Raw genomic sequence first — 21,072 nt, 5'->3', positions numbered from 1 at the left:
CGTGCCCAACCGCTCGTTGTTCATCCGCACCATGACCGGCGGCGTCCGATGAGGCGTTTCGGCCAAAGGGTCCGTCAGCGGGTCGGGGGGCGGGGGCGGTTCCACCAGAGGGAGAGGGACAGGGCCGTGATGATGAGGATGGCGCCGCCGGCGGCGAAGGCGGCGGCTGTGTCGACCCGGCTGTGGATGACGGTGAAGCTGCCGGGGAGGGCGTCGAGGGCGTTCTGGAGCTGGTCGGCGTTCTCCGCGCGGTGGTAGGAGCCGCCGGTGGTCTGAGCTATCCGTTTGAGCGCGGGCTCGTCGATGGTGCGGGGGTTGCGGCCTCTGTCGAATCCACCGCGGCCGAAGCCTCCGTAGCCGCCGTAGCCGTCGAACTGTGAGTTGTCGCAGACCATCGGGGCCGGCTTCGTGGTGCCGAAGCCGATGGGGAAGACACGGACGCGGCGCAGGGCCGCCTCCTGCGCGGCTTTCTGCGGTTCGACGCCCTGGGTGTTGGCGCCGTCGGTGAGGACGATGATCGCGGCACCGGCGTAGCCTTCTCCACCACTGTTGCCGGGGTTCGCACCGGTGGGGGCGACCGACGGGTCGACCTCCGCGATCGCGTCGATCGAGGTGAGCATCGCCTGCCCGATCGCGGTGCCGCGGGACACGGTGAGGTTGTCCAGCGCCTCGATCAGCGATTCGGTGTCGTCGGTCGGAGGGACGAGCAGACCCGCAGTGCCCGCGAAGGTGACCAAGCCGATGCGCGGCCCGCCCCGCTGCGACTCGATGAAGTCCGCGGCGGCCTTCTTCGCGGCGGTGATGCGATTGGGGTCGACGTCCGTGGAACACATGGAGCCGGAGGTGTCGAGCGCGAGCAGGATCGTCGCCGACGTCCTCGGCACCGGCACCGACACCTGCGGCCGCGCCGCGCCGACCGCGAGCAGCGCGAGCCCGGCGATGAACAGTGCCGCGGGGATCTTCCGTGTCCAGCGCGTACGGCCGGGCAAGGCGCTCCGTACGAGCGCGATCGAGGTGACGCGCACGGCGACCCGCCGGCGGCGGCGCCGCGCCCACTCGCGGATGGCGAAGATCAGCGGGATGACCAAGACTGCCAGCAGCGCCCACGGCCATGAGAACGACATTCAAATCACCCGTCCAGACCGGAGCACGGTGAGCGCAGCTCCCGCGGTGAGCAGCGCGAGGGCGAGCCCGATCAGCCCGCCGGCGAGGGGCAGCGGCTCGTCGGAGACGGTGAGCCGCAGATCGATCGTGTCGGCGATCCCGACGAGCCGCGCCGCGTCCGAGGCGGGGTGGTAGGCGCCGCCGGTTGTCTGCGCGATCAAGGTGAGAGTGTCCTCTTCGAGCGAGGTCTGCAGGTGGTAGCCGTCGACCTTCACCGTCGCCCCCGCCTCGGTGCCGACCCCGACGGTGTGGATGTGGACGCCCGCCCGCTGGGCCACGGCGGCTGCCCGTTCGACGCCCGCGCCCTGGTTCTGGCCGTCGGAGAACATCACGATCGTCGCCGACGGCCAGTAGCCGATGTCGGGCGTGGCGTCGTCGCGGCCGGCGGCCACCGGCTTGCCGGTGATCGCCGACAGCGAGGCCATGATGGCCGTCCCCAGCGAGGTGCCGCCGGTGACCTTCAGCCGGTCGACGGCCGCGAGCGCGATGGAGTGGTCGGCGTCGGGCCGTGCGGTGGTGAGCGCGCCCCGCTCGAACGCGACGACTCCGATGTCGACGCTGCCGGGCTGTGCCGCCACGAACGCGCGGGCCGCCCGCTGCGCGGCCGCCAGCCGGTTGGGCGCGACGTCGTCGGCACCCATGCTGTTGGAGACGTCGATGGCGAGGATGACGGTGCCCGCGGTCCGCGGGACCGGCACCATGGCCGTCGGTCCGGCGGTGGCGATCGCGAGTGCCCCGACGCCGGCGATCGTCAGGCCGATGCCGAGGTGCGCCTGGCGGCCGCCCGGCACGGCGACACCGGCCGCGGCGAGCGCGGCCGTCCGGCGGCGCGCCGACACGACGGCCGCCCAGGCGAGCGCCGCCGTGACGAGCAGTCCGACGGCCAGCAGCAGCGGTGAGGACAGGGTCATGAGGCCTCCTTCGCCGGCCTCATGACCAGGGTCTGGTGTCCATTGCTGACCTCGACAAACTCATTCATGTCGACCGGTCCCGGGTTCGGGAGACGACCTCGACAAGCGCCTCGGCCAGGTCGCGGTCGGTGTCGACGCGATGGACAGACACCCCTGATGACCTCGACAAGCCCATTCATCACGACCGGTCCCAGGTTCGGGAGACGACCTCGACGAGTGCCTCGGCCAGGTCGCGGTCGGTGTCGACGCGGTGGACGGGCACCCTGGCCCGGCGCATGCCCGCCTCGAGGCGGGCGTCGCGGGCGTCGACGGCGGCGCGGAAGCGGACCCGCAACAGCGGGTCGGCGGAGTCGACGACGAGCTGCTCGCCCGTCTCGGCGTCCTCGACCACGATCAGCCCTGCTTCGGGCAGCACGTCGTCGGCGGTGTCCACGATCCGCAGCGCGACCACCTCGTGCCGCCGGGCCAGGCGCTGGAGCGAGCGCTCCCAGTCGCCTTCGCCGATGAAGTCCGACAGCACGACGATGAGTGCGCGGCGGCGCGCGAGCCGGCCGGCCGCGTCGAGCATCTCCGCAAGGTCGGTGGTGGCACCGCCGCGCGTCTCCGAGGTGCGTTCCAGCTCGGCGCCGATCCGCAGCGCGTGCCGCCGGGAGGTGCCGGGTGGCACGACGCGCAGCATCCCGGTGTCGAACAGCAGGGCGCCGACGCGGTTGCCACCCCTGCCGAACAGCCGAGCGAGGACGAGCGCGAGCTCGGCGAGCACGTCGTGTTTGCCACGCCCCGGCCGGCCGGCCGCCATCGACGCCGACCGGTCGAGCACGAGCCACACCGTCAGCTCGCGGTCCTCGGTGAACACTCGCAGGTGCGGCTCGTCCAGCCGAGCGGTCACGTTCCAGTCGATGTGCCGGGCGTCGTCGCCGTCGTTGTAGGCGCGCAACCCGGTGAAGTCGATCCCGGAGCCGCGGTGCGCGGTACGGTGGGCGCCCTGCAGCCGGCCGTCGAGCCTGCGGACGACCTTCCACTCCAGGCGGAGCAGGAGCCTCTCGGGGGCGGTGGCCATGGCTCAGCGATTCTGCAGGACGACGTCGGGCGCCCGGACGGCCCCGAGCACCCTGGTGATGATCGTGTCGGCGTCGACGTCGTCCGCGAGGGCCTCGTAGGACAGCACGAGGCGGTGGCGCAGCACGTCGAGCGCGAGCTCGGCCAGGTCGTGCGGCAGGACGTAGTCGCGGCCGCGCAGGAACGCCAGCGCGCGGGCGCCGGTGACGAGCGCTATGGACGCCCGTGGGCTCGCCCCGTAGGTGACGTACCGTTCCAGCTCGCCGAGCCCGGCCATCGCCGGGGAGCGCGTCACGGCGACCAGCCGTACCGCGTAGTCGACGATCGCCGGATCGACGTACACCTCTTGAGCACGGGCCCGCATCGCGATCAGGTCCTCGGCCGTCACCATCGGCTTCGGCGGCTCCGGCGGACGCAGCGCCCGGCCGACGATCGCCTGCTCTTCGGCCTGCGTCGGATAGTCGACGACCACCTTCATCATGAAACGGTCGACCTGCGCTTCGGGCAGCGGGTAGGTGCCCTCCGACTCGATCGGGTTCTCCGTCGCCATGACCAGGAACGGCTCGGGCACCCGGAACGTCTCACGGCCGATCGTCACCTGGTGCTCCTGCATCACCTCCAGCAGGGCGCTCTGCACCTTGGCGGGGGCCCGGTTGATCTCATCGGCCAGTAGCAGGTTCGCGAACACCGGGCCGAGCTCGGTGCGGAACTCGCCGGAGTGCTGGTGGTAGACCCGCGTGCCCACGAGGTCGGCGGGCACCAGGTCGGGGGTGAACTGGACGCGCTGGAAACTCCCGGCGATCGCGGCGGCCAGCGACCTAACCGCGAGCGTCTTGGCCAGGCCGGGCACGCCCTCGACCAGCAGGTGTCCGTCGGCGACCAGCGCGACGGCCATGCGCTCCAGCAGGACGTCCTGCCCGACGATCGTACGTTTGACCTCGAACAGGACTTGTTCGAGCGGATGGGCCGACTCGGGGGACTTGGTCGAGGTCATATTGTTCCTTCTCGTCAGGCTTCGGTCAGATCTGGGGCCCGTCGCCAGGCGGCCCGTCGCCTTCGCTGCCGCCCAGGGCCGCGCCGATCGGCACCGCGAACGCGATGCCGGCGAACGCCTCGTCGCCTCCCGGGTCGGCGATCGAGACGACGATCCCGATGACCAGGCCGCGAGCGTCCAGAAGGGGACCGCCGGAGCTGCCCGGGTTGACGGAGGCGTCGAACTGGATGAGCCCGTTCAGGTCGCCGTCCTCGGCGGTCCGGTCGGCGGTCCGGTTCAGGCCCGACACGACGCCGGTGGAGACGCTGTAGGTCAGGCCCAGCGGATTGCCGATCGCCACGACGGGAGCGCCCACGGCCACGCCGCCGCCGAGCGTCGCCGGGACGACGATCTCCGGCAACGCCGCGGGCCTGAGGGTCGCGACGTCGCGCTTGGGATTCGACGACACGACAACGGCCTTCGCCTTGGTCCCGTCAGCGAACGTCACGGTGACGTCCTCGGTGCCCTTGTCCTCAGTGCCCTTGTTCTCGGTGCCCTTGTTCTCGGTGGCTTCGTCCTCGGTGCCTTTGACGACGTGGTGCGCCGTCAGGATCGTCCCGTCCTCGGCCGCGATCACCCCGGTTCCCAGCGACTTCCCGGCCTGGATGACCACCACAGACGGCCCGACCCTCCTGAAGACATCGGCCACCGTGAGCGTCGCACTGGGCGTCGGCGTCGCGCTCGGCCTGGGCGCGGCCGCTTCGCCCTTCCCACCGCTGCTTCCGAGCCAGTACGCCAGCACGGCCACGACGACAAGCGCGCCACCCCCGACGAACCACCGAGCTCTCCCAGCCACGGCTCTCCGAGCCTCGGCCGCACCAGCCTCCTGCGGCACGCGCTCCATCGCCCTACTGTTATAAATTTCATCTAAAAGCGCCATAAGCTGGCCGGAGAGTATTTCCTGAGAACCGGCCCTCGCGGCCGACGCGCCGGGCGGCGCATCCCCGCCGTCAGGGGGAACGGCACGCGCCACCGCAAGCGGGTGGGGACGGCCTGCTCACGCATCCCGCCGGCTGAAACGTGCGATCGCCACGCTCCCGATCAGGACGATCCACCCGAGGGCGACGAGAGCGCCGGTACCCGGGGTGAGTACGGCGTCGGTGTCGGCGTACAGCCGCGCGACGGCGCGGTCGGGCAGCCAGCGGGCGTGTTCGGTGAGCCCGCCGAGCACGGGAGAGACGATGAGCACGAGGCTGAGCGTTCCGGCCAGTGCGGGCACGAGGTGTCGTACGAGCAACGCGACGGCGTGGGAGAGCAGGCCGATGAGCGTGAGGCAGGCCGCCGCGCCGGCGAGAGGCCACGGCCCGCCGTCGTGCGCAGCAGGCGGGGCGTCCGTCAGGTGCCGCGTGATCGTGGCGGCGGCGAGGCTCGTGCCGATGCCCACCGCCGCACTGGCGGCGACGACGAGGAGCGCGGCGACCGTCTTGCCGGTGACCAGCAGGCCACGGTCCGGCACGGACGTGAGGGACGTGCGGAACTGGCGGCCGGCGTACTCGTGCGTGGCGGGCAGGACACCCAGCAGGACGAACCATGCCTGCGCGAACGGCACCGCCTGGAGGGTGATGCCGATGGCCGACGCCCGCGCGCCCTGATCGGCCGCGGCGGCGGTGAGGACGACGGTGATCACGATGCCGGAGAGGATCGCGCCGATGACGGTGAGCGTCGTCGCGGGCAGGGTGCGGAGCTTGCCGAGCTCGGCCATGGTGACGTTTCCGAGGCGCACGGTGCTCACGCGTCCCGGCGGCGGAAGACGACGGTGGCGACGATGAGCAGGCCGAGTGTCCAGCCGCCCATGACGAGCGCGCCCGGTACGGCGTCCAGCCCGCCCTCGACGGTGGAGAGGCCGTCGAAGAGCCTGCGGCCGGCCATGTCGGGAAGCCAGTGCGCGAGCGGGGTGAGTTTCGTCAGCAGCAGCGAGAACGACACCAGAGAACTGTTCACGATGAGGACGATGAGCGGGATGATTCCGCTGCGGGCCAGCACCGTGATCGCGAACGCGATGAGCCCCGTGAGAGTCCAGTAGAGGGTGCCACCGAGGCAGCGCGTCACCGCTTCGCCGAGCGTGACGGTCTCGGTCCCGGCCTCGCCGATGACGGCCCGCGCGATGCCGGCGGAGACGGGCAGGGTGACCGCGGCGATCACCGCGACGAATACGACGATGGTGGCCGCCTTCGCCGCCAGCAGGCCCACTCTGCGCGGGGACGCGGCGAGGGCCGTGGTGATCTGCCGGCCGCCGCCGGCATCGGTACTGTTGGCCGTGTACTCGCTGCTGAAGATGGTGACCCCGATGACGACCGCGCCGATGGTGCCAAGCGGCATCGCGGCGAACGCCGCCTCGAACGGGGAGGTGAACGCTCGCGTCTCGGGCCGGCCCGCGGCGAGCGCGGCACGAATCGAGATGGCGTTCAGTAGCGTGATCGCGGCCGATCCGAGCAGTGCCACCGCCACCCCGGACCACGCGGCGGGCAGGGTCGCGGTCTTCCGCAGCTCCGCCGCGAACGTGTTCCACGCGTTCATCGCCCGGCTCCGTCTCCGCCGCCGGTGAGGGCGAAGAACGCGTCCTCCAGGCCGCCGAACCCGGCGGTCACCTCCGCCAGAGTCCCGGTCTTGACGATGCGGCCGCCCGCGATGACGACGAGGTCATCGGCGAGTCCGGCGACCTCGCCCATCAGGTGGCTGGACAGCAGAACGGTGCCACCGGCGTCGGCGTGGCGGCGAAGCAGCCCCCGAATCCAGCGGATGCCGTCCGGGTCCAGGCCGTTGACCGGCTCGTCCAGCACGAGCGCCTCCGGCTCGCCGAGCAGCGCCGCCGCGAGCCCGAGCCGTTGGCCCATGCCCAGCGAGTACCGGCCGACGCGGACCCCGCCGGCATCGGCCAGTCCGACCTGTTCCAGCACTTCCCCGACGCGGCGGCGCGGGATGCCGTTGCTGCGCGCCACCCAGGCCAGGTGGGCGCGTGCCGTGCGGGAGCGGTGCGCGCCGGAGCCGTCGAGGATCGACCCGACCGTGCGCAGTGGATCCCGCAGGCTCCGGTACGGGCTGCCGCCGACGAGGGCGCTGCCGCCATCGGCGCGGTCCAGTCCGAGCAGGATCCGCAGCGTGGAGGACTTGCCCGCGCCGTTCGGGCCGAGGAACGCGGTCACCCGCCCCGGTCGCGCTTCGAAGCCGACGTGGTCGAGAACGGTGCGGGCACCGCGGCGTTTGACGAGTTGGTCGAACAAGAGCATGCGCGATATCTCAGACCCATCAGGTCGCTCAGGCATCGGCCCCGAGTCGGGCCTTTCACCGTGCTCCTCTGACCGGGGTCCGTCAGACCTGGGGCCGATGTGCGTGCGCGGCCGGAAACCTAGACTCGGACGGGTGGAACCCACTGATCGGCCCGTGCTGCGCTCACGCGTCTGGCTGATCGCCGCCCTCCTGCTCGTCACCCTTGTCCTCGCCTTGTCGACCATCGGCGCGGACCAGCCGGCCGGCACCCTCGCCGTCGTGCTCGCCGCCGCCACCTACGCGGTTTCCGTGCTGGTGTGGGCGCTGCTTCGCACCCGCCGTCAGCGGCGCCTCTATGAGGACGAACTGACCGCCTGGGCAGCCGAACGGGCCGCGCACGCCGAGCGGCTGCGCATCGCCCGCGACCTGCACGACCTCGCCTCCCACGGGCTTGGGCTCGTCACGATCCGCGCCGCCGCCGCACGCACCCTCACCGGGCCGGCCGGTGATGCGGAACGCGTCGCCGCGCTGACCGACATCGAACGCGCCGGCCGCCAGGCCACCACCGAGTTGCGCCGCCTGCTCACCGTGCTGCGCACTCCCGGCGACGACGCGCCCCTGCGACCCGCCGAGACCCTGGACGACCTCCCCCGCATCGTGCACGCCGCCCGTACGAGCGGAGTGACCGTGGCCCTCGACGCGGGCGACATCGGCGAGCCGTCCGCGGGCGTGCAGCTCACCGTGTGCGCGATCGTGCGGGAGGCGCTCGCCAACACCGCCCGGCACGCCGGGCCCACGGGCGCCCACATCACCGTCCACCGCGACGAAGACGCGGTCATCGCCACGATCTCCGACGACGGGCCACGCCCCGGCTGGGTGCCCCACCCCGGAGCCGGAGCGGGCCTGGCTGGGCTACGCGAGCGCGTCGGAGCGTTGGGCGGTAGCTTGCACGCCGGGCCCGCCGGCCACGGGTACCGAGTCACCGCACGCCTGCCTGAGACCGCCGGCCAGACGGGACGCCGATGAGCGAGCCCGTACGAGTGCTCGTCGTCGACGACCAGCCCCTCATCCGCCACAGCCTCCGGCTCATCATCGGGGGCGCACCCGGCCTCGTCGTCGCCGGTGAGGCGGACACCGGCGAGGCGGCCGTCGCCCGCGCCGGGGTACTGCGCCCCGCTGTCGTGCTCATGGACATCCGGATGCCCGGCGGTGATGGCATCGAGGCCACCCGCCGCATCACCGCCGACCCCGCCTTGACCGGCACCCGCGTCCTCGTGCTCAGCATGTTCGAGCTGGATGAGTACGTCCATGCCGCGCTCCGGGCCGGAGCCAGCGGCTTCCTCCTCAAGGACGCCGAGCCTGGCCGGCTCGCCGAAGCGATACGGCGCACCCATGGCGGGGAGTCGCTGTTCGCCCCGAGCATCCTCACCCGCCTCGTGGAGCACTACCTCGACCGGTCCGCGCCGCAAGTGGCGCGCACACTCGATGTGCTCACCGGCCGAGAGGCCGAAGTGCTCACGCTCGTCGGCCGCGGCCTGTCCAACCAGGAGATCGCCCAGGCCTTGCGCATCTCGATGGGGACCGTGAAGACCCACATCGGCAGCCTCCTGTCCAAGCTGCACGCCCGCGACCGCGCACAGCTCGTCATCGCCGCCTATGAGCAGGCGCTCGTCTCCCCGTCGGGCCAACGGTGAACCGGCGCCCAAGCGGATGCGGCGCATTGATGAGACGCTGATGTGGATGGGTGCCGTTCGTATCATCTCGGCATGGCAGTGAAACCGGAGACCCGGCTCAGTCGGCGGGTGGTGCTTCTGGCCGCAGGAGGGCTGGTCGCCGGTTGCTCCCGGCAGCCTGAGGTCGACAAGGTTCACCTGCGGCTGGCCACCGGGCCGGCGGGGGCGGTGTACCGGCGCATCGGCGGTGCGCTGGCCGAGCACATCTCCGAGCAGGTGCCGGGTGCCACGGTGATCACCGTGCCGAGCGGGGCGTCCACCGACAACATCCGGATGCTGCGGACCGGTGAGGTGCACCTTGGGCTGACGAGCCTGGACGCGCTGATCACGACCGACGGCAGCGCGCCCGAGGGGCTCTCGGCGATATGCCGGCTCTACGACAGTCACCTGCATTTGGTGGTCATGGCCGGTTCGGCGATCGACGAGTTCCGGGACGTCGAGGGCAAGCGCGTATCCCTCGGTGCGCGCGACTCGGGTACGGAGTTCACGTCGCTTCGGGTTCTGGAGCTCGGCCTGGTGAAAGCCGACGGCCGGTACCTCAGCCAGGCGGAATCGGCTGCGGCACTGCGCGACGGTGAGATCGACGCGATGTTCTCCCTGACCGGCGTCCCGACACCTGCCATCACGGAGCTGGCGCAGCGGCACCCGATCCGGTTGATCCCGTTGGACGCGCAGGCGGACGCGCTCTTCACGGCGTTCCCCGGTCCCTACACTCCGGCCATCATCCCCACGACCGCCTACGCCGGCGTCCCGGCCACCCGTACCGTCGCTGTGCCGAACGTGCTTCTCGTGCGCAACGACCTGCCCGATGACCTGATCTACGCCATCACCGACACGATATTCACGCACACCGGCACGATCACCTCCACCGGCCGCGACGACGCCGAAGCCGTTCCCGAAGCGTGGCGGATCAACGTGCGTACCGGGATCTCCACCGCGTCGATCCCGCTCCATCCGGGCGCGGCCGCCTGGTTCCGCGACCGCAAACGCTGACCCGAGACAGCGACAGCCAGCGACTCAACCCGGGCTCTTAAAATCAGCGACCCAACTCGGGCCCTCAGATTTGCGACCCAATCCGAGCCCTCAGATCAGCGACCCGACCGAGCCCTCAAACGAGCGACCGAGCCCGGTCCTCAGACGGGCGACGGCGCCGGGGCGTCGGACGACGTGGCCACCTGCGGAGCGACCGGCAATGCGATCACCGCGGCGAATCCATGCCCGGATCCGTCCGGACGCGGCAGGCCCTCCTCCAGCCGCAGCTCGCCGCCGGCCGCCCCGACCAGGTCGGCGCAGATCGCCAGTCCAAGGCCGGTCCCGGACACGTTCTGGTGCCGCGGCGACCGCCAGAACCGCCGTAGCGCCTGGGCCCGCTCGGACGCGTCGATCCCCTGGCCGTCGTCACGGACGGCGATCGCGACCACGCCCCCGGAAGCGTTGCCCTGTCCGGTGCCCGCGCCCCCAGGGACGAATCGGGCGGTCACCTCGACCACCTGTGCGTCCGACAGCCGTAACGCGTTGCTGATCAGCTCGTCCAGGATGCTGCCCAGTCCGCCCGGTGGCTCCAGCAGCCGCAGCCCCGGTGGCACGTCGACCGCCAGTGTCTGCCCCGCCGTCGCCGTCAACGCCCGCCACCGGTCCACCCGCGTCGCCAGCACCGCGTCGAGATCCACCGGCGACGCCGTCCGTATGCTCTCCATCCGCGCACTGGCCTGGAGTGAGTTCAGCATCCGCTGCATCGCCTTCAGCTCGTCGACGGCGATGTCGTACACCTCCCGTCCGTCGCCGGCCGCGCGCCGATGCGGTTCCAGACTCTCCACAGCGAGCCGCAGGCTGGTCAGCGGATTGCGCAACTGATGCGACGCGTCGGCCACGAACGCCCGCTGCCGCTGCACGGCGTTCTCGACCGCGTCCATCATGGTGTTGAACGACTCCGCCAGCCGCCGCAGCTCGACCGGGCCGGCCTCGGCGTCCGCCCGGATGGTGAGGTCGCCCTGTGAGATGCGCGAGCTCGCCGCGTCCAGCTCACGTACCGGCCGCAGCACCCACGCCGACACCGGCCAGGCGACGGCCACCAGCGCGACCAACGGCAGCAACCCGAGCCCGGCGAGCTGGGCCCATCGCACGAGGATGCGATGGCGCGTCTTCGACAGGTCGGAGATCGTCACGATGGCGCCGACGACCTCGCTGTCCCGGCCCACCGGCTCCACGACCACGAGTGCGGAGTCGTCCCACGGCGCCCATTCCGCGGACGGTTCGGACCTCGCCCCGGCCAGCGCCGCGGTCACGACCCGGGGCAACGACGGCTCGGCCCGCGCCGCCTCCTGGTACGCGCCAGCTGGTCCGAGCAGCACCGTGCCCGACGTGTCGATCACCGCGGCCGGGATGCCGTACAGCTCGTGGTAGTGCGCCAGCTCCTGGCGGAGCGCCTCGGTCCGCCCGGTCGACAGCGCGGTCTCGGCCAGCGACGCGAACCGGCCGACGTCGTTGAGCCGGTCGACGTAGGTCTCCTGCATCTCCCGCTCGGCCACGGTGACGCTGAGCGGCACCCCGAGCGCCGCGACGAGCAGCACCGCGAGGGGCACGAGGACGACGAGCAGGCGACGGTGCACGGCGCGTCAGCCGATCAGCTCCGGCCGGTCGGCCAGGAGCCGATAGCCGACCCCGTGGATCGTGCGGATGACCACGGCCGGCCCGAGCTTGTGCCGCAACGCCGCGATGTGGGTGTCCAGGGTGCGACTCGATGACTCCCAGGTCGCGCCCCAGATCTGGTCGAGGATGACGTCGCGGCTCACCACGTTCGGCGCCCGCCGGGCCAGCAGCAGGAGCAGCTCGAACTCCTTGCGGGTCAGCGTTATAGGCGTGCCGTCGACGGTGACCTCGCGGGTGCCGACGCAAATCTGCATCGGACCGAGGACGAGCGGCTCGTCCGGGTGGCTCAGGGCACGGGCCACCCGGGTGCGCCGCAGGACGGCGTCGATCCGGGCCAGCAGTTCCGGGATGCCGAACGGCTTCACGATGTAGTCGTCGGCGCCGGCGCGCAGGCCACGGACCCGCTCGTGCTCCTCCGAGCGCGCTGTAACGGCGATGACGGCGGTCTCCGGGCGGTCACGCAGCTTGCGGATCACGTCGAGTCCGTCGCCGTCGGGCAGACCCAGGTCGACGAGGACCACATCGGATGGGGCGGCACGCACGGCCTCCGCGGCGGTGGCGATGCGGTGGACCTCGAAGCCCGCCTGGGCAAGGACGGTCACCAGACCCCGCGCTACGCGGTCGTCATCCTCGATGATGGTGATCCGCATACCGGATTGTACGACCGGGATCGACGCGCGTGTTAGCCCTCCAGTTCTTGGGATTTCTCTGACATCCGGCGCATTCCTTGGGATTCCTCTGACACCATCCGCGTCCCTGCCAGCCCAGACTGAGGCCGCGCACTCACCGACGAATGCGAATGCGCTGACGAGGAGGCCGCGACATGAGAACGACCAGCAGGTACCGGGCCGCCGCGCGGATGATCACCGTGATCGGCGTCGTTTCGCTCGTCGCCGCCTGTTCCGGCAACGGAGGTACCCCTACCGGGGGTGGCGCCAGCAGCGGAGGCTACCCGGACCAGAACATCACGTTCGTCGTGCCGTTCAGTGCGGGCGGTCCGACGGACACCGTCACCCGCATGGTCGCCGAGCCGATGGCCGCCAAGCTCGGCGGCAAGATCGTCGTACAGAACGTCGAGGGCGCGGGCGGCACGGTCGGCGCCGGCCAGGTCGCGCGGGCCGAGCCCGACGGCTACACCGTGCTCATGCACCACATCGGCATGTCGACGGCGCCCGCCCTGTACAAGGACCTGGGCTACAAGCCGCTCGAGAGCTTCGAGATGGTGGGGCTCGTCACCGAGGTGCCGATGACGGTCGTCGCCCGCAAGGACTTCGAGCCCAAGACACTCCAGGACCTCGTGACCTACGTGAAGGCGAACGCCAACAAGGTCACCCTGGCCAACGCCGGCATCGGCGCCGCGTCCCACCTGTGCGGCCTGCTGTTCCAGACGGCCGCCGGGGTCAAGCTCCAGGAGGTTCCGTACGAAGGCACCGGCCCCGCGCTGACCGACCTCGTCGGCGGCCAGGTCGACTTCATGTGCGACCAGACGACCAACACCAGCGGCCAGATCTCCGCGGGAGAGGTGAAGGCGTACGCGGTCACCACGCCGGAGCGGGTGAAGAGCCTGCCCGACCTGCCCACCACGACCGAGGCCGGGCTGCCCCAGCTCAAGGTCAGCGTCTGGCACGGCCTGTACGTCCCGAAGGGCACGCCGCAGGACGTCGTACAGAAGCTGTCCGAGGCGCTGAAGACGGCACTGGCCGACCAGAAGGTCATCGACCAGATGGCCAAGCTCGGCACCGCGCCGGTCGCGGCAGAGGACGCGACCCCGCAGGCGCACCGGGCCAAGCTCGAAGAGCAACTCGGCACCTGGGCGAAGGTCATCGCCGACGCAGGGGTCAAGGCCTCCTGAGGTGGAGCGCCGCCGGTCCTTCCCGGACATTCTCGCCGGGGGCATCTTCGTCCTGATCGGTGGCGCATTCGTGGTGGGGTCGCTCGGCTACGAGCTGGGCGCCCCACTGCGGATGGGCCCCGGCGCCTTCCCGCTGCTGGTCGGCGCGACCGTGGCCGCCCTGGGCCTGGCGATCGCCATCAAGGGACTCATCGCTGGCGAGGTGATCTCGTTCGGATCGATTCCCTGGCGTGCGGTCGCCGTCATCGTGCTCGCGCTCCTGTTCTTCGGATTCACCGTCCGGGGCCTCGGATTCGTACCGGCGTCAGCGGTGACCGCCCTGCTCACCACGCTGGCCAGCTCGCGCGTACGGCTGCTCACGGCCGTGGCCGTGGCCGCCGGGCTGACCGTGGCAGGCACGCTCATCTTCGTCGTCGGACTTCAGCTGCGGATCCCGCTGGTGGGCCCGTGGCTGGGGTTCTGACGCGGCATCCGGATTGAGGCATGGAACTCCTCGACAACCTCGCGCTGGGCCTCTCGACCGCCCTCCTCGTCCAGAACGTCCTCTACTGCTTCGTCGGAGTGCTGCTCGGGACGGCGGTCGGCGTGCTGCCCGGCATCGGGCCGACGGCGACGGTGGCGATGCTGCTGCCGATCACGTTCAGCTTCGAGCCGGTCACGGCGCTGATCATGCTGGCCGGAATCTACTACGGCGCACAGTACGGCGGCTCGACGACCGCCATCCTGATCAACCTGCCCGGTGAGTCGTCGGCGGCGGTCACCGCGCTGGACGGGCACGAGATGGCCCGGCAGGGCCGGGCCGGCGCGGCGCTGGCCGCCGCCGCGATCGGGTCCTTCATCGCGGGTACGGTGGCCACCGTCGTGCTGGCCGTCGCGGCCCCGCCGCTGGCCCGCGTCGCGTTGAAGTTCGGCCCGGTCGAGTACTTCTCGCTGGTGCTGCTCGGCCTGATCGTGTCGATCGCGCTGGCGCGTGGCTCGACGCTCAAGGCGCTGGCGATGATCGCGCTCGGCGTCCTGTTCGGTACCGTCGGCCAGGACATCTACACCGGCACGCCCCGGTTCGTGTTCGACCAGCGCGAGTTGTACGGCGGCATCGACTTCGTGTCGGTCGCCGTCGGCATGTTCGGGGTGGCCGAGATCCTGCGCAACCTGGAGAACGAGCAGACCCGCACGGCGGTCGTCAGCAAGGTGAAGAACCTCTGGCCGACCCGCGAGGATCGGCGCCGGATGATCGGCCCGATCCTGCGGGGCACCGGTCTCGGCGCGGCGCTCGGCGTCCTGCCAGGCGGCGGCCACGTGCTGGCCTCGTTCACCTCGTACGCCGTCGAGAAGCGGATCTCGAAGCGGCAGCACGAGTTCGGGCGCGGCGCGATCGAGGGCGTCGCCGGCCCGGAGTCGGCGAACAACGCCGCCGCGCAGACGTCGTTCATCCCACTGCTCACCCTTGGGCTGCCCGCCCACCCGGTCATGGCACTGATGGTCGGCGCGTTCATCGTCCACGGCATAACCCCCGGCCCGAACGTCCTCACCGACGAACCGGCGCTGTTCTGGGGCCTGATCGCGTCGATGTGGATCGGCAACGTACTGCTCGTGCTGCTGAACCTGCCGCTGATCGGCTTGTGGGTGCGCATGCTTCGCATCCCGTACCAGGTGCTGTTCCCGATGATCATCCTGTTCGCCGCGATCGGCACGTTCTCGCTGGACTTCAACGCCTACGACGTCTACGCGATCGTGCTCTTCGGGATCCTGGGCTACATCCTGATCAAGTGCGGCTGTGAGCCGGCGCCACTGCTGCTCGGCTTCGTCCTCGGCCCCTTGCTCGAGGAGAACCTGCGGCGGGCGTTCATCATCCACCGCGGCGACACGTCGGTCTTCCTGACCCGGCCGATCTCCGCGGTACTCCTGGCCCTGGCCGTGGCGGCGCTCGTCCTCGCCGTCCTTCCGACGATCCGCAGGCGCCGCGAGACCGTGTTCGCCGAGGAGGAGTAGCAACGCTCGATCCGCGACCGTCGCGGACCTCCGTCACCGGCCCGCTCCCGCCGTTGGTCAGCGCAGAATGGATCCGGGCAGGGTGTCGAGCAGGCCGAGTTCGGGCCGGGTGGGCAGCCCTTCCCAGTCGCCGGAGCAGGCGACGGCGAAGGCGCCCGTGGTGACCGCCCTGCCGAGACGGCCGGTCAGGTCCAGGCCGTCGAGCAGTCCGGAGAGGTAGCCGGCGACGAAGGCGTCGCCGGCGCCCACCACGTCCGCGACCTGGACCCGCCGGGCCGGAGTGTGGACGGCCTGATCCGCGGTGTGGCCGTCGGCGCCCTCCCCGCCGCGTTTGACGATCACTTCGGTCACACCGGCGTCGAGCAGCGCGGCCACGCGGTCGCGCTCCGTCGTCGCGGAGGCGGGGGCGACCAGTTCCAGCTCATCGTCGGAGGCGACGATGATCGACAACGATGGCGCCAGCGGGCGGAGCGCTTCGGCCGCCTGGTCGCGGCTCCAGAGCCGGGCGCGGTGGTTGACGTCGAGACAGGCCGGTACGCCCGAGGCGGCGGCCGCCCGTACCGCCGCGCGGACCGCCTCGGCCGGGCCGCGTCCGAGGGCCGGCGTGATGCCGGTGAGGTGCACCAGCCTCGGCGGCGGGTCGAGCGCGGGCAGGACGTCGTCGGGCGAGAGGAAGGAAGCCGCGGAGCCCGCCCGGTGGTAGATCACCCGGATCAGCTCGCCGACCCGGCGCTCCGTCAAGATCATGCCAGTGGGCCCGCGCTCATCAGAGCGGGCATGGGTCACGTCGACGCCCTCGGCGCGCAACGTCCGCAGCACCAGTTCCCCGGTCTCGTCGGCTCCCACCAGACCGATCCAGCGGACTCGGTGGCCCAGCCGGGCGAGGCCGATCGCGACGTTGGACTCCGCGCCCGCGACCGAGAGCCGCATCGTCCCGCCCAGCCTGATCAGGCCATCCGCCCGCAGGGCCGCCATCGTCTCACCGAACGTGACGACGTCGCCGCCACCGTCTCCCACACCGCCCCCACCGTCTCCCACACTGCCCTCACCGTCTCCCACACTGCCCTCACTGTCTCCCACACTGCCCTCACCGTCTCATCAGGCGGATGCACGGGGCGAGTCCCACCGAGTACCGCGACCGCGCGAAGGGCTGAGCAGGCGCCGCTCTATGACCCCGCCGGAGTGCTCACCACCCGCAGCACCACCGATCGGTCGACGTCCAGGGACGGCGCTTCGACGCCGACGAGCCGTAGCGACCGCCCAGGCAGGGTGACGCCGGCGTGCTGCCACCGCGGGAGCACGGTGCCGGCCGCGGGCGGGGAACCGGGGTAGACGGCTTCGACCGTGTAGTGGCGCGTGTCGTCCAGCCCGGGGAACCGGATCCGTCCCGGCGGCCAGGTCGCCGGGCGTTCGACGACGCTGAACGCGAAGAGCGCCTCGGCCCGGTCCTCCGACACGACCCCCTCCAGCCGGTACGCCGCGTCGGCGAGGTCGGCGTGGACGACCCGACCCGAGTGCAACAGGGCGCGGTGCTCCTTGTGGAAGGCGACCCAACGCGCCAGCGCCGCCCTGGTCTCCTCGTCCATGGTGAGCAGATTCGTCTCGACTCCCAGATGCCCCCACAGCGCCTTCTCCGCCCGATAGTCGAGCGGATGGGTCCGGTGGGTGGTGTGCGACTCCTCGGCCCCGATGTGCGTGCCCTGCATCTCCGGCGGCACCAGCAGCCCGGTCCAGCGCTGGATCTCCAGCCGCTCGTGCGGGTCGTTGCAGTCACTGGGCCACACCCGGTCGGTGAACTCCAGGACGCCGAGGTCGACGCGGCCCCCTCCGCTGGCGCACGATTCGATCTCCAGCCCCGGATGGGCGGCTTTGAGCTGCTCCATCAACCGGTACGCCTGTAGAACCTGGGTGCGCACCCCCGGCCGGCCCTCGGGAGCGTGGCCGGCGTCGAGCAGGTACCGGTTGTGGTCCCACTTGATGTAGGCGATGCCGAGCGAGCCCACGAGCTCGTTCATCCGGTCGAACAGGTAGGCGTACGCGCCGGGATGGCCGAGGTCGAGCACATGCTGGTGCCGGGAGGGCAGGCCGGTGCCGTGCCCCGCGTCGAAGATCCACTCTGAGTGCCGGCGGGCCAGCTCGGAGTCCAGGTTGATCATCTCGGGTTCGAACCAGAGCCCGAAGTCCATGCCGAGCGCGCGCACCCGATCGGCGAGCGGGGTGAGACCCTCCGGCCAGAGGGTGGGGTCGACCGTCCAGTCGCCGAGCGAGCCGGTGTCGTCGCGACGGCCAAGGAACCATCCATCGTCGAGCACGAACCGCTCGGCGCCGATCTCCGCGCCCCGTTCGGCGAGTTCGTTCAGGGTGCCGAGGTCGTGCCGGAAGTAGACCGCCTCCCATGTGTTCAGCACCACGGGCCGGGGCGAGCGAGGGTGCCGCGGCCGGGACCTCAGGTGCCGATGGAAGCGACCGGCGAGTTCGTCCAGACCCACCCCCCACGAGCCGTACTGCCAGCGGCTCTGGAATACCTCTCCCTGTCCGAGCACCACCTCGCCCGGCAGCAGCAGTTCTCCCGCGGCGAGGTGCCGCGTGCCCGCCGGAGTCAGCTCGGCGGCGAGCACCTGGTTGCCGCTCCACGCGAGGTGGGTGGCCCACACCGTCCCCTGCCGGAAGCCGAACCCTCGCTCACCGGCGACCAGCAGCAGGGTGTGCTCCAGTCCCGGCTTGCCGCCACGTGAGGCCCGCACCCACTCGCCCACCTGGAACGGGCGGCGCTGGGGCACGCGTTCCAGCGCCCAGCGACCGGTCAGGTCGAGGATCTCCGCGGCTTCCGACGGCACGGGAAGGGCCAGTTCGAGGGAGGTGACCCGGTACGGCGTCCCGGTATCGTTCCTGACCTGGGCCCGCTGGCGGACGAGCCCGCTGCCCGAGAGCACCTGGATCTCGATGTCGATGGCGAGGCCGTACTCGGGGTCGTGCGCCCTGCTGCGGAGTACGGGCCCGTCGGCCGTGTCGACGGCCTCGTGCGTCGCGCCCCGGAAGTACGGCGCCCAGCGGCGGCCGTCGCTGTCCCCGGCGAGCCCGGGGCGGCCGAGCCACCCCTCGGTGAGCTGGGGAAGCACCGGGACGGGCTGGGGGTAGGTGACCGCGCTGTCGCCGATGGCGGGCAGCGCGGCCCGCTGGAGGTCGGCCAGGGCGTTGTCACCGAGCTCGCCGAGATCCGGCCCCCAGTGCAGGATGCGCGGAAGCCGTCCGCCGTCGACTGCGGCGATAAGGCTGGTGCCTCCGGCACGCAGGTGGATCGGGGTGGGCAGGCCGTCGTTCACTGTTCGTCGTTCTCCGCGGTTCCGTTGTTCCATGGGTTCGTCATCCCTTGAGCCCGCTGTTCGCGATGCCCCGGAAGAACTGGGGTTGCAGGGCCAGGAAGACGAGCACGAGAGGTATTGAGCACACGAGCGCGCCCGCCATCAGTGTGGGGTAATCCGTACCGAACTGTCCCCGCAGTCCGTCGAGAAGAACGTCTCGAAGGAGTGCAGGCTGAACTCGGCCGACGCGCCTCGTCACGGTGTCGGCGGGAATCATCGGTCACCTGCATCAAACATGCGTGTCTCGCCGTGCTTGTGCCCCGCACGGCCGGACGTCCCTAGGGGCCCGCCGGATCGCGAGATGCACGCGTTCGGGCCGGGAGGTGGTCTCCACCTCCCGGCCCGAATCTCCATGGCGGGCCTGACGTGGCAGGCCCGCCGACTCGTACTAGCTCCTTGTCATGGTTGCGATCATGGTGACGCTGACGTGGTCGACGATCCGACCGGCGCGGACGCCGGACCGGCTCAGCTGGCGATGGGTCAGGGGCTGGTGCACGTGGCGGTGGGGGTGGCCGCGGTGCCGTTGGCGGTGAAGCCGAAGGTGGTGGACGCGTTCGCCGCGACCGAGCCGTTGTAGGAGGCGTTGCGCACCGTCACGCTGGAACCGGACACGGTGTGCGTGCCGCTCCACAGGCTGCTGATGCTCTGCCCGCCGGGCCAGGTCCACCTCACTGTCCACCCGTTGACGGCAGAGTTGCCCGCGCGGACCGTCACCGTCGACTGGAATCCACCCTGCCAGCTGCCGACCGTCGCGATCGTCGCCGAACACGCCCCTCCCGGGCCCGGAGTCGGAGTCGGAGTCGGCGTGGGCGTGGGCGTGGGCGTCGGGGTGGGCGTCGGGGTCGGGGTGGGGTTGGGGTTGGGACTCGCGTTGTTGAGGGCGTTGAGGACCGCGTCGTAGGCGGGCTTCTTGTTGCTGCCGTTGAACAGCAGCGGGGTGTCGCCCGAGCGCCAGGAGTCCTGGTCGCGGACGCCCCAGACGGTGATGCCGGTGCAGCGGGCCACGGCCAGGCAGTCGTTGGTCACCGCGGCGTAGGTCTGGGCAGAGGCACCCTGGATGTCCAGCTCGGTGATCTGCACGTCGACGCCCAGGGCGGCGAAGCTGGAGATCGTGGTGCGGTAGTTGCTGTTGTAGGGGCTGCCGCTGTTGAAGTGCGACTGCAGGCCCACACAGTCGATCGGCACGCCGCGGGACTTGAAGTCCCTGACCATGTTGTAGACGCCCTGGGTCTTGGCCCAGGTCCAGTTGTCGATGTTGTAGTCGTTGTAGCAGAGCTTGGCGGCCGGGTCGGCGGCCCGCGCGGTGCGGAAGGCGACCTCGATCCAATCGTTGCCCGTGGCCTGGAGGTTCGACTGGCGCCGGCCGCCGTTGCCGTCGTCGAACGCCTCGTTCACCACGTCCCAGGCGTAGATCTTGCCCTTGTAGTGGTTCATCACGCCGTTGATGTGGTTGATCATCGCCTGGCGCAGCGCGCTGCCGCTCATGGACTGCATCCAACCGGGCTGCTGGGAGTGCCAGGCCAGGGTGTGCCCGCGGACCTGCTTGCCGTTCTGGACGGCCCAGTTGTACACCCGGTCGGCGTTGGTGAAGTTGAACTGGTTCTGCTGGGGCTCGGTGGCGTCGATCTTCATCTCGTTCTCGGCCGTCACCATGTTGAACTCGCGGCTCGCGATGGTGGTGTACGCCGAATCACCGAGCTTGCCGGCGCTGATGGCGGTGCCGAAGTACCGGCCGCTCTGCGCGGCCGCCGCGCCGAGCGTGCTCGCCGCAGCACCGGCGGGAACCGACCCCGCCAGCGCCGTGATCGTGCCGAGTACGCCGAGGGCACAGGCGAGCAGTATCCGGCGGGAGCCGCTGAGTGGTCGCCGGGATCGATCCGGGGGGGTGGCGTTTGTGCTCATACCTGAGCCTCCACAACTGAGTCACGGAATAGCGGGAAACGCAGCGACGCCCAGCGGGATCGACGCCCCACCCATAAGCGAGAACGCACATCATGAGGACGTCGCAGAAGGAGCCCTCCTGCTGCCATACCACCGACCTGGCAGCAGAAGAGCGCCTCGGGGACTCAGTGTGGAAATTTCCCCGAAATATGTCAAGACCATCATGAAAGTT

At 71.0% G+C, this 21,072-nt stretch carries 19 protein-coding genes; 6 read left to right on the top strand and 13 right to left on the bottom strand.

The window, feature by feature from the left end:
• Positions 1–74: 74 nt before the first annotated feature.
• The 8 genes from ABD810_RS16170 to ABD810_RS16135 form a co-directional block, all read right to left on the bottom strand.
• Positions 75–1,124: a VWA domain-containing protein gene (locus tag ABD810_RS16170; protein WP_344939885.1), complete on the bottom strand. Its 1,050-nt coding sequence runs from the start codon at positions 1,122–1,124 to the stop codon at positions 75–77.
• Positions 1,125–2,075, bottom strand: a complete 951-nt coding sequence (locus tag ABD810_RS16165; protein ID WP_344939883.1) for a VWA domain-containing protein — start codon at positions 2,073–2,075, stop codon at positions 1,125–1,127. It abuts the gene before it with no gap.
• A gap of 178 nt (positions 2,076–2,253) precedes the next feature.
• Positions 2,254–3,135 (bottom strand): DUF58 domain-containing protein, encoded by an 882-nt coding sequence (locus tag ABD810_RS16160; protein ID WP_344939880.1) that lies wholly within the window; start codon positions 3,133–3,135, stop codon positions 2,254–2,256.
• 3 nt (positions 3,136–3,138) lie between these two features.
• Positions 3,139–4,128: an AAA family ATPase gene (locus ABD810_RS16155; protein WP_344939877.1), complete on the bottom strand. Its 990-nt coding sequence runs from the start codon at positions 4,126–4,128 to the stop codon at positions 3,139–3,141.
• Between the two features lie 25 nt (positions 4,129–4,153).
• Positions 4,154–4,963, bottom strand: coding sequence for a S1C family serine protease (locus ABD810_RS16150; RefSeq protein WP_344939874.1), 810 nt, complete (start codon positions 4,961–4,963; stop codon positions 4,154–4,156).
• 201 nt (positions 4,964–5,164) lie between these two features.
• On the bottom strand, positions 5,165–5,899 hold the full coding sequence (locus ABD810_RS16145) for an ABC transporter permease (RefSeq protein ID WP_344939870.1): 735 nt from the start codon (positions 5,897–5,899) through the stop codon (positions 5,165–5,167).
• Positions 5,896–6,684: an ABC transporter permease gene (locus tag ABD810_RS16140; protein ID WP_344939868.1), complete on the bottom strand. Its 789-nt coding sequence runs from the start codon at positions 6,682–6,684 to the stop codon at positions 5,896–5,898. The genes ABD810_RS16145 and ABD810_RS16140 overlap by 4 nt, the downstream gene beginning before the upstream one ends.
• Positions 6,681–7,394 (bottom strand): ABC transporter ATP-binding protein, encoded by a 714-nt coding sequence (locus ABD810_RS16135; RefSeq protein WP_344939866.1) that lies wholly within the window; start codon positions 7,392–7,394, stop codon positions 6,681–6,683. Before ABD810_RS16135 ends, ABD810_RS16140 begins: the two co-directional genes overlap by 4 nt.
• 154 nt (positions 7,395–7,548) lie before the next feature.
• On the opposite strand from ABD810_RS16135, the gene ABD810_RS16130 reads away from it, so the two are divergent.
• The 3 genes from ABD810_RS16130 to ABD810_RS16120 all read left to right on the top strand — a co-directional run bounded on the left by ABD810_RS16130 (position 7,549) and on the right by ABD810_RS16120 (position 10,100).
• A complete protein-coding gene (locus tag ABD810_RS16130; protein ID WP_344939863.1) occupies positions 7,549–8,400 on the top strand; it encodes a sensor histidine kinase in 852 nt (283 codons plus the stop codon).
• On the top strand, positions 8,397–9,068 hold the full coding sequence (locus ABD810_RS16125; protein WP_344939861.1) for a response regulator: 672 nt from the start codon (positions 8,397–8,399) through the stop codon (positions 9,066–9,068). The genes ABD810_RS16130 and ABD810_RS16125 overlap by 4 nt, the downstream gene beginning before the upstream one ends.
• Before the next feature lie 72 nt (positions 9,069–9,140).
• Positions 9,141–10,100, top strand: a complete 960-nt coding sequence (locus ABD810_RS16120; RefSeq protein WP_344939856.1) for a TAXI family TRAP transporter solute-binding subunit — start codon at positions 9,141–9,143, stop codon at positions 10,098–10,100.
• 140 nt (positions 10,101–10,240) lie between these two features.
• Here the strand turns inward: ABD810_RS16120 and ABD810_RS16115 are convergent, their stop codons facing one another.
• Entirely contained in the window at positions 10,241–11,716 is a 1,476-nt protein-coding gene (locus ABD810_RS16115) for a sensor histidine kinase (RefSeq protein ID WP_344939854.1), read from the bottom strand.
• Between the two features lie 6 nt (positions 11,717–11,722).
• Positions 11,723–12,406 (bottom strand): response regulator transcription factor, encoded by a 684-nt coding sequence (locus tag ABD810_RS16110; protein ID WP_344939852.1) that lies wholly within the window; start codon positions 12,404–12,406, stop codon positions 11,723–11,725.
• 173 nt (positions 12,407–12,579) lie between these two features.
• Between ABD810_RS16110 and ABD810_RS16105 the strand changes: the two genes are divergently transcribed.
• Genes ABD810_RS16105 through ABD810_RS16095 form a run of 3 tightly spaced genes read left to right on the top strand, consistent with a single transcriptional unit; the run spans position 12,580 to position 15,597 of the window.
• Entirely contained in the window at positions 12,580–13,608 is a 1,029-nt protein-coding gene (locus ABD810_RS16105; RefSeq protein ID WP_344939849.1) for a tripartite tricarboxylate transporter substrate-binding protein, read from the top strand.
• Position 13,609: 1 nt separating this feature from the next.
• Complete coding sequence (locus ABD810_RS16100; protein WP_344939847.1) at positions 13,610–14,071, top strand: tripartite tricarboxylate transporter TctB family protein; 462 nt, start codon at positions 13,610–13,612, stop codon at positions 14,069–14,071.
• 20 nt (positions 14,072–14,091) lie between these two features.
• Positions 14,092–15,597 carry a tripartite tricarboxylate transporter permease gene (locus ABD810_RS16095; protein WP_344939845.1) on the top strand — a complete coding sequence of 502 codons (1,506 nt, stop codon included), beginning with the start codon at positions 14,092–14,094 and terminating at the stop codon, positions 15,595–15,597.
• A gap of 57 nt (positions 15,598–15,654) precedes the next feature.
• Here ABD810_RS16095 and ABD810_RS16090 read toward each other — a convergent pair whose 3' ends face one another.
• The 3 genes from ABD810_RS16090 to ABD810_RS16080 form a co-directional block, all read right to left on the bottom strand.
• Complete coding sequence (locus tag ABD810_RS16090) at positions 15,655–16,656, bottom strand: sugar kinase (RefSeq protein WP_344939842.1); 1,002 nt, start codon at positions 16,654–16,656, stop codon at positions 15,655–15,657.
• A gap of 107 nt (positions 16,657–16,763) precedes the next feature.
• On the bottom strand, positions 16,764–18,920 hold the full coding sequence (locus ABD810_RS16085; protein ID WP_344939839.1) for an alpha-galactosidase: 2,157 nt from the start codon (positions 18,918–18,920) through the stop codon (positions 16,764–16,766).
• A gap of 519 nt (positions 18,921–19,439) precedes the next feature.
• Positions 19,440–20,861: a glycoside hydrolase family 10 protein gene (locus tag ABD810_RS16080; protein WP_344939837.1), complete on the bottom strand. Its 1,422-nt coding sequence runs from the start codon at positions 20,859–20,861 to the stop codon at positions 19,440–19,442.
• Positions 20,862–21,072: the final 211 nt, after the last annotated feature.

The organism is Sphaerisporangium flaviroseum (assembly GCF_039537005.1).
GTDB lineage: Bacteria > Actinomycetota > Actinomycetes > Streptosporangiales > Streptosporangiaceae > Sphaerisporangium > Sphaerisporangium flaviroseum.
This window is presented reverse-complemented; position numbering and strand designations above follow the sequence as displayed.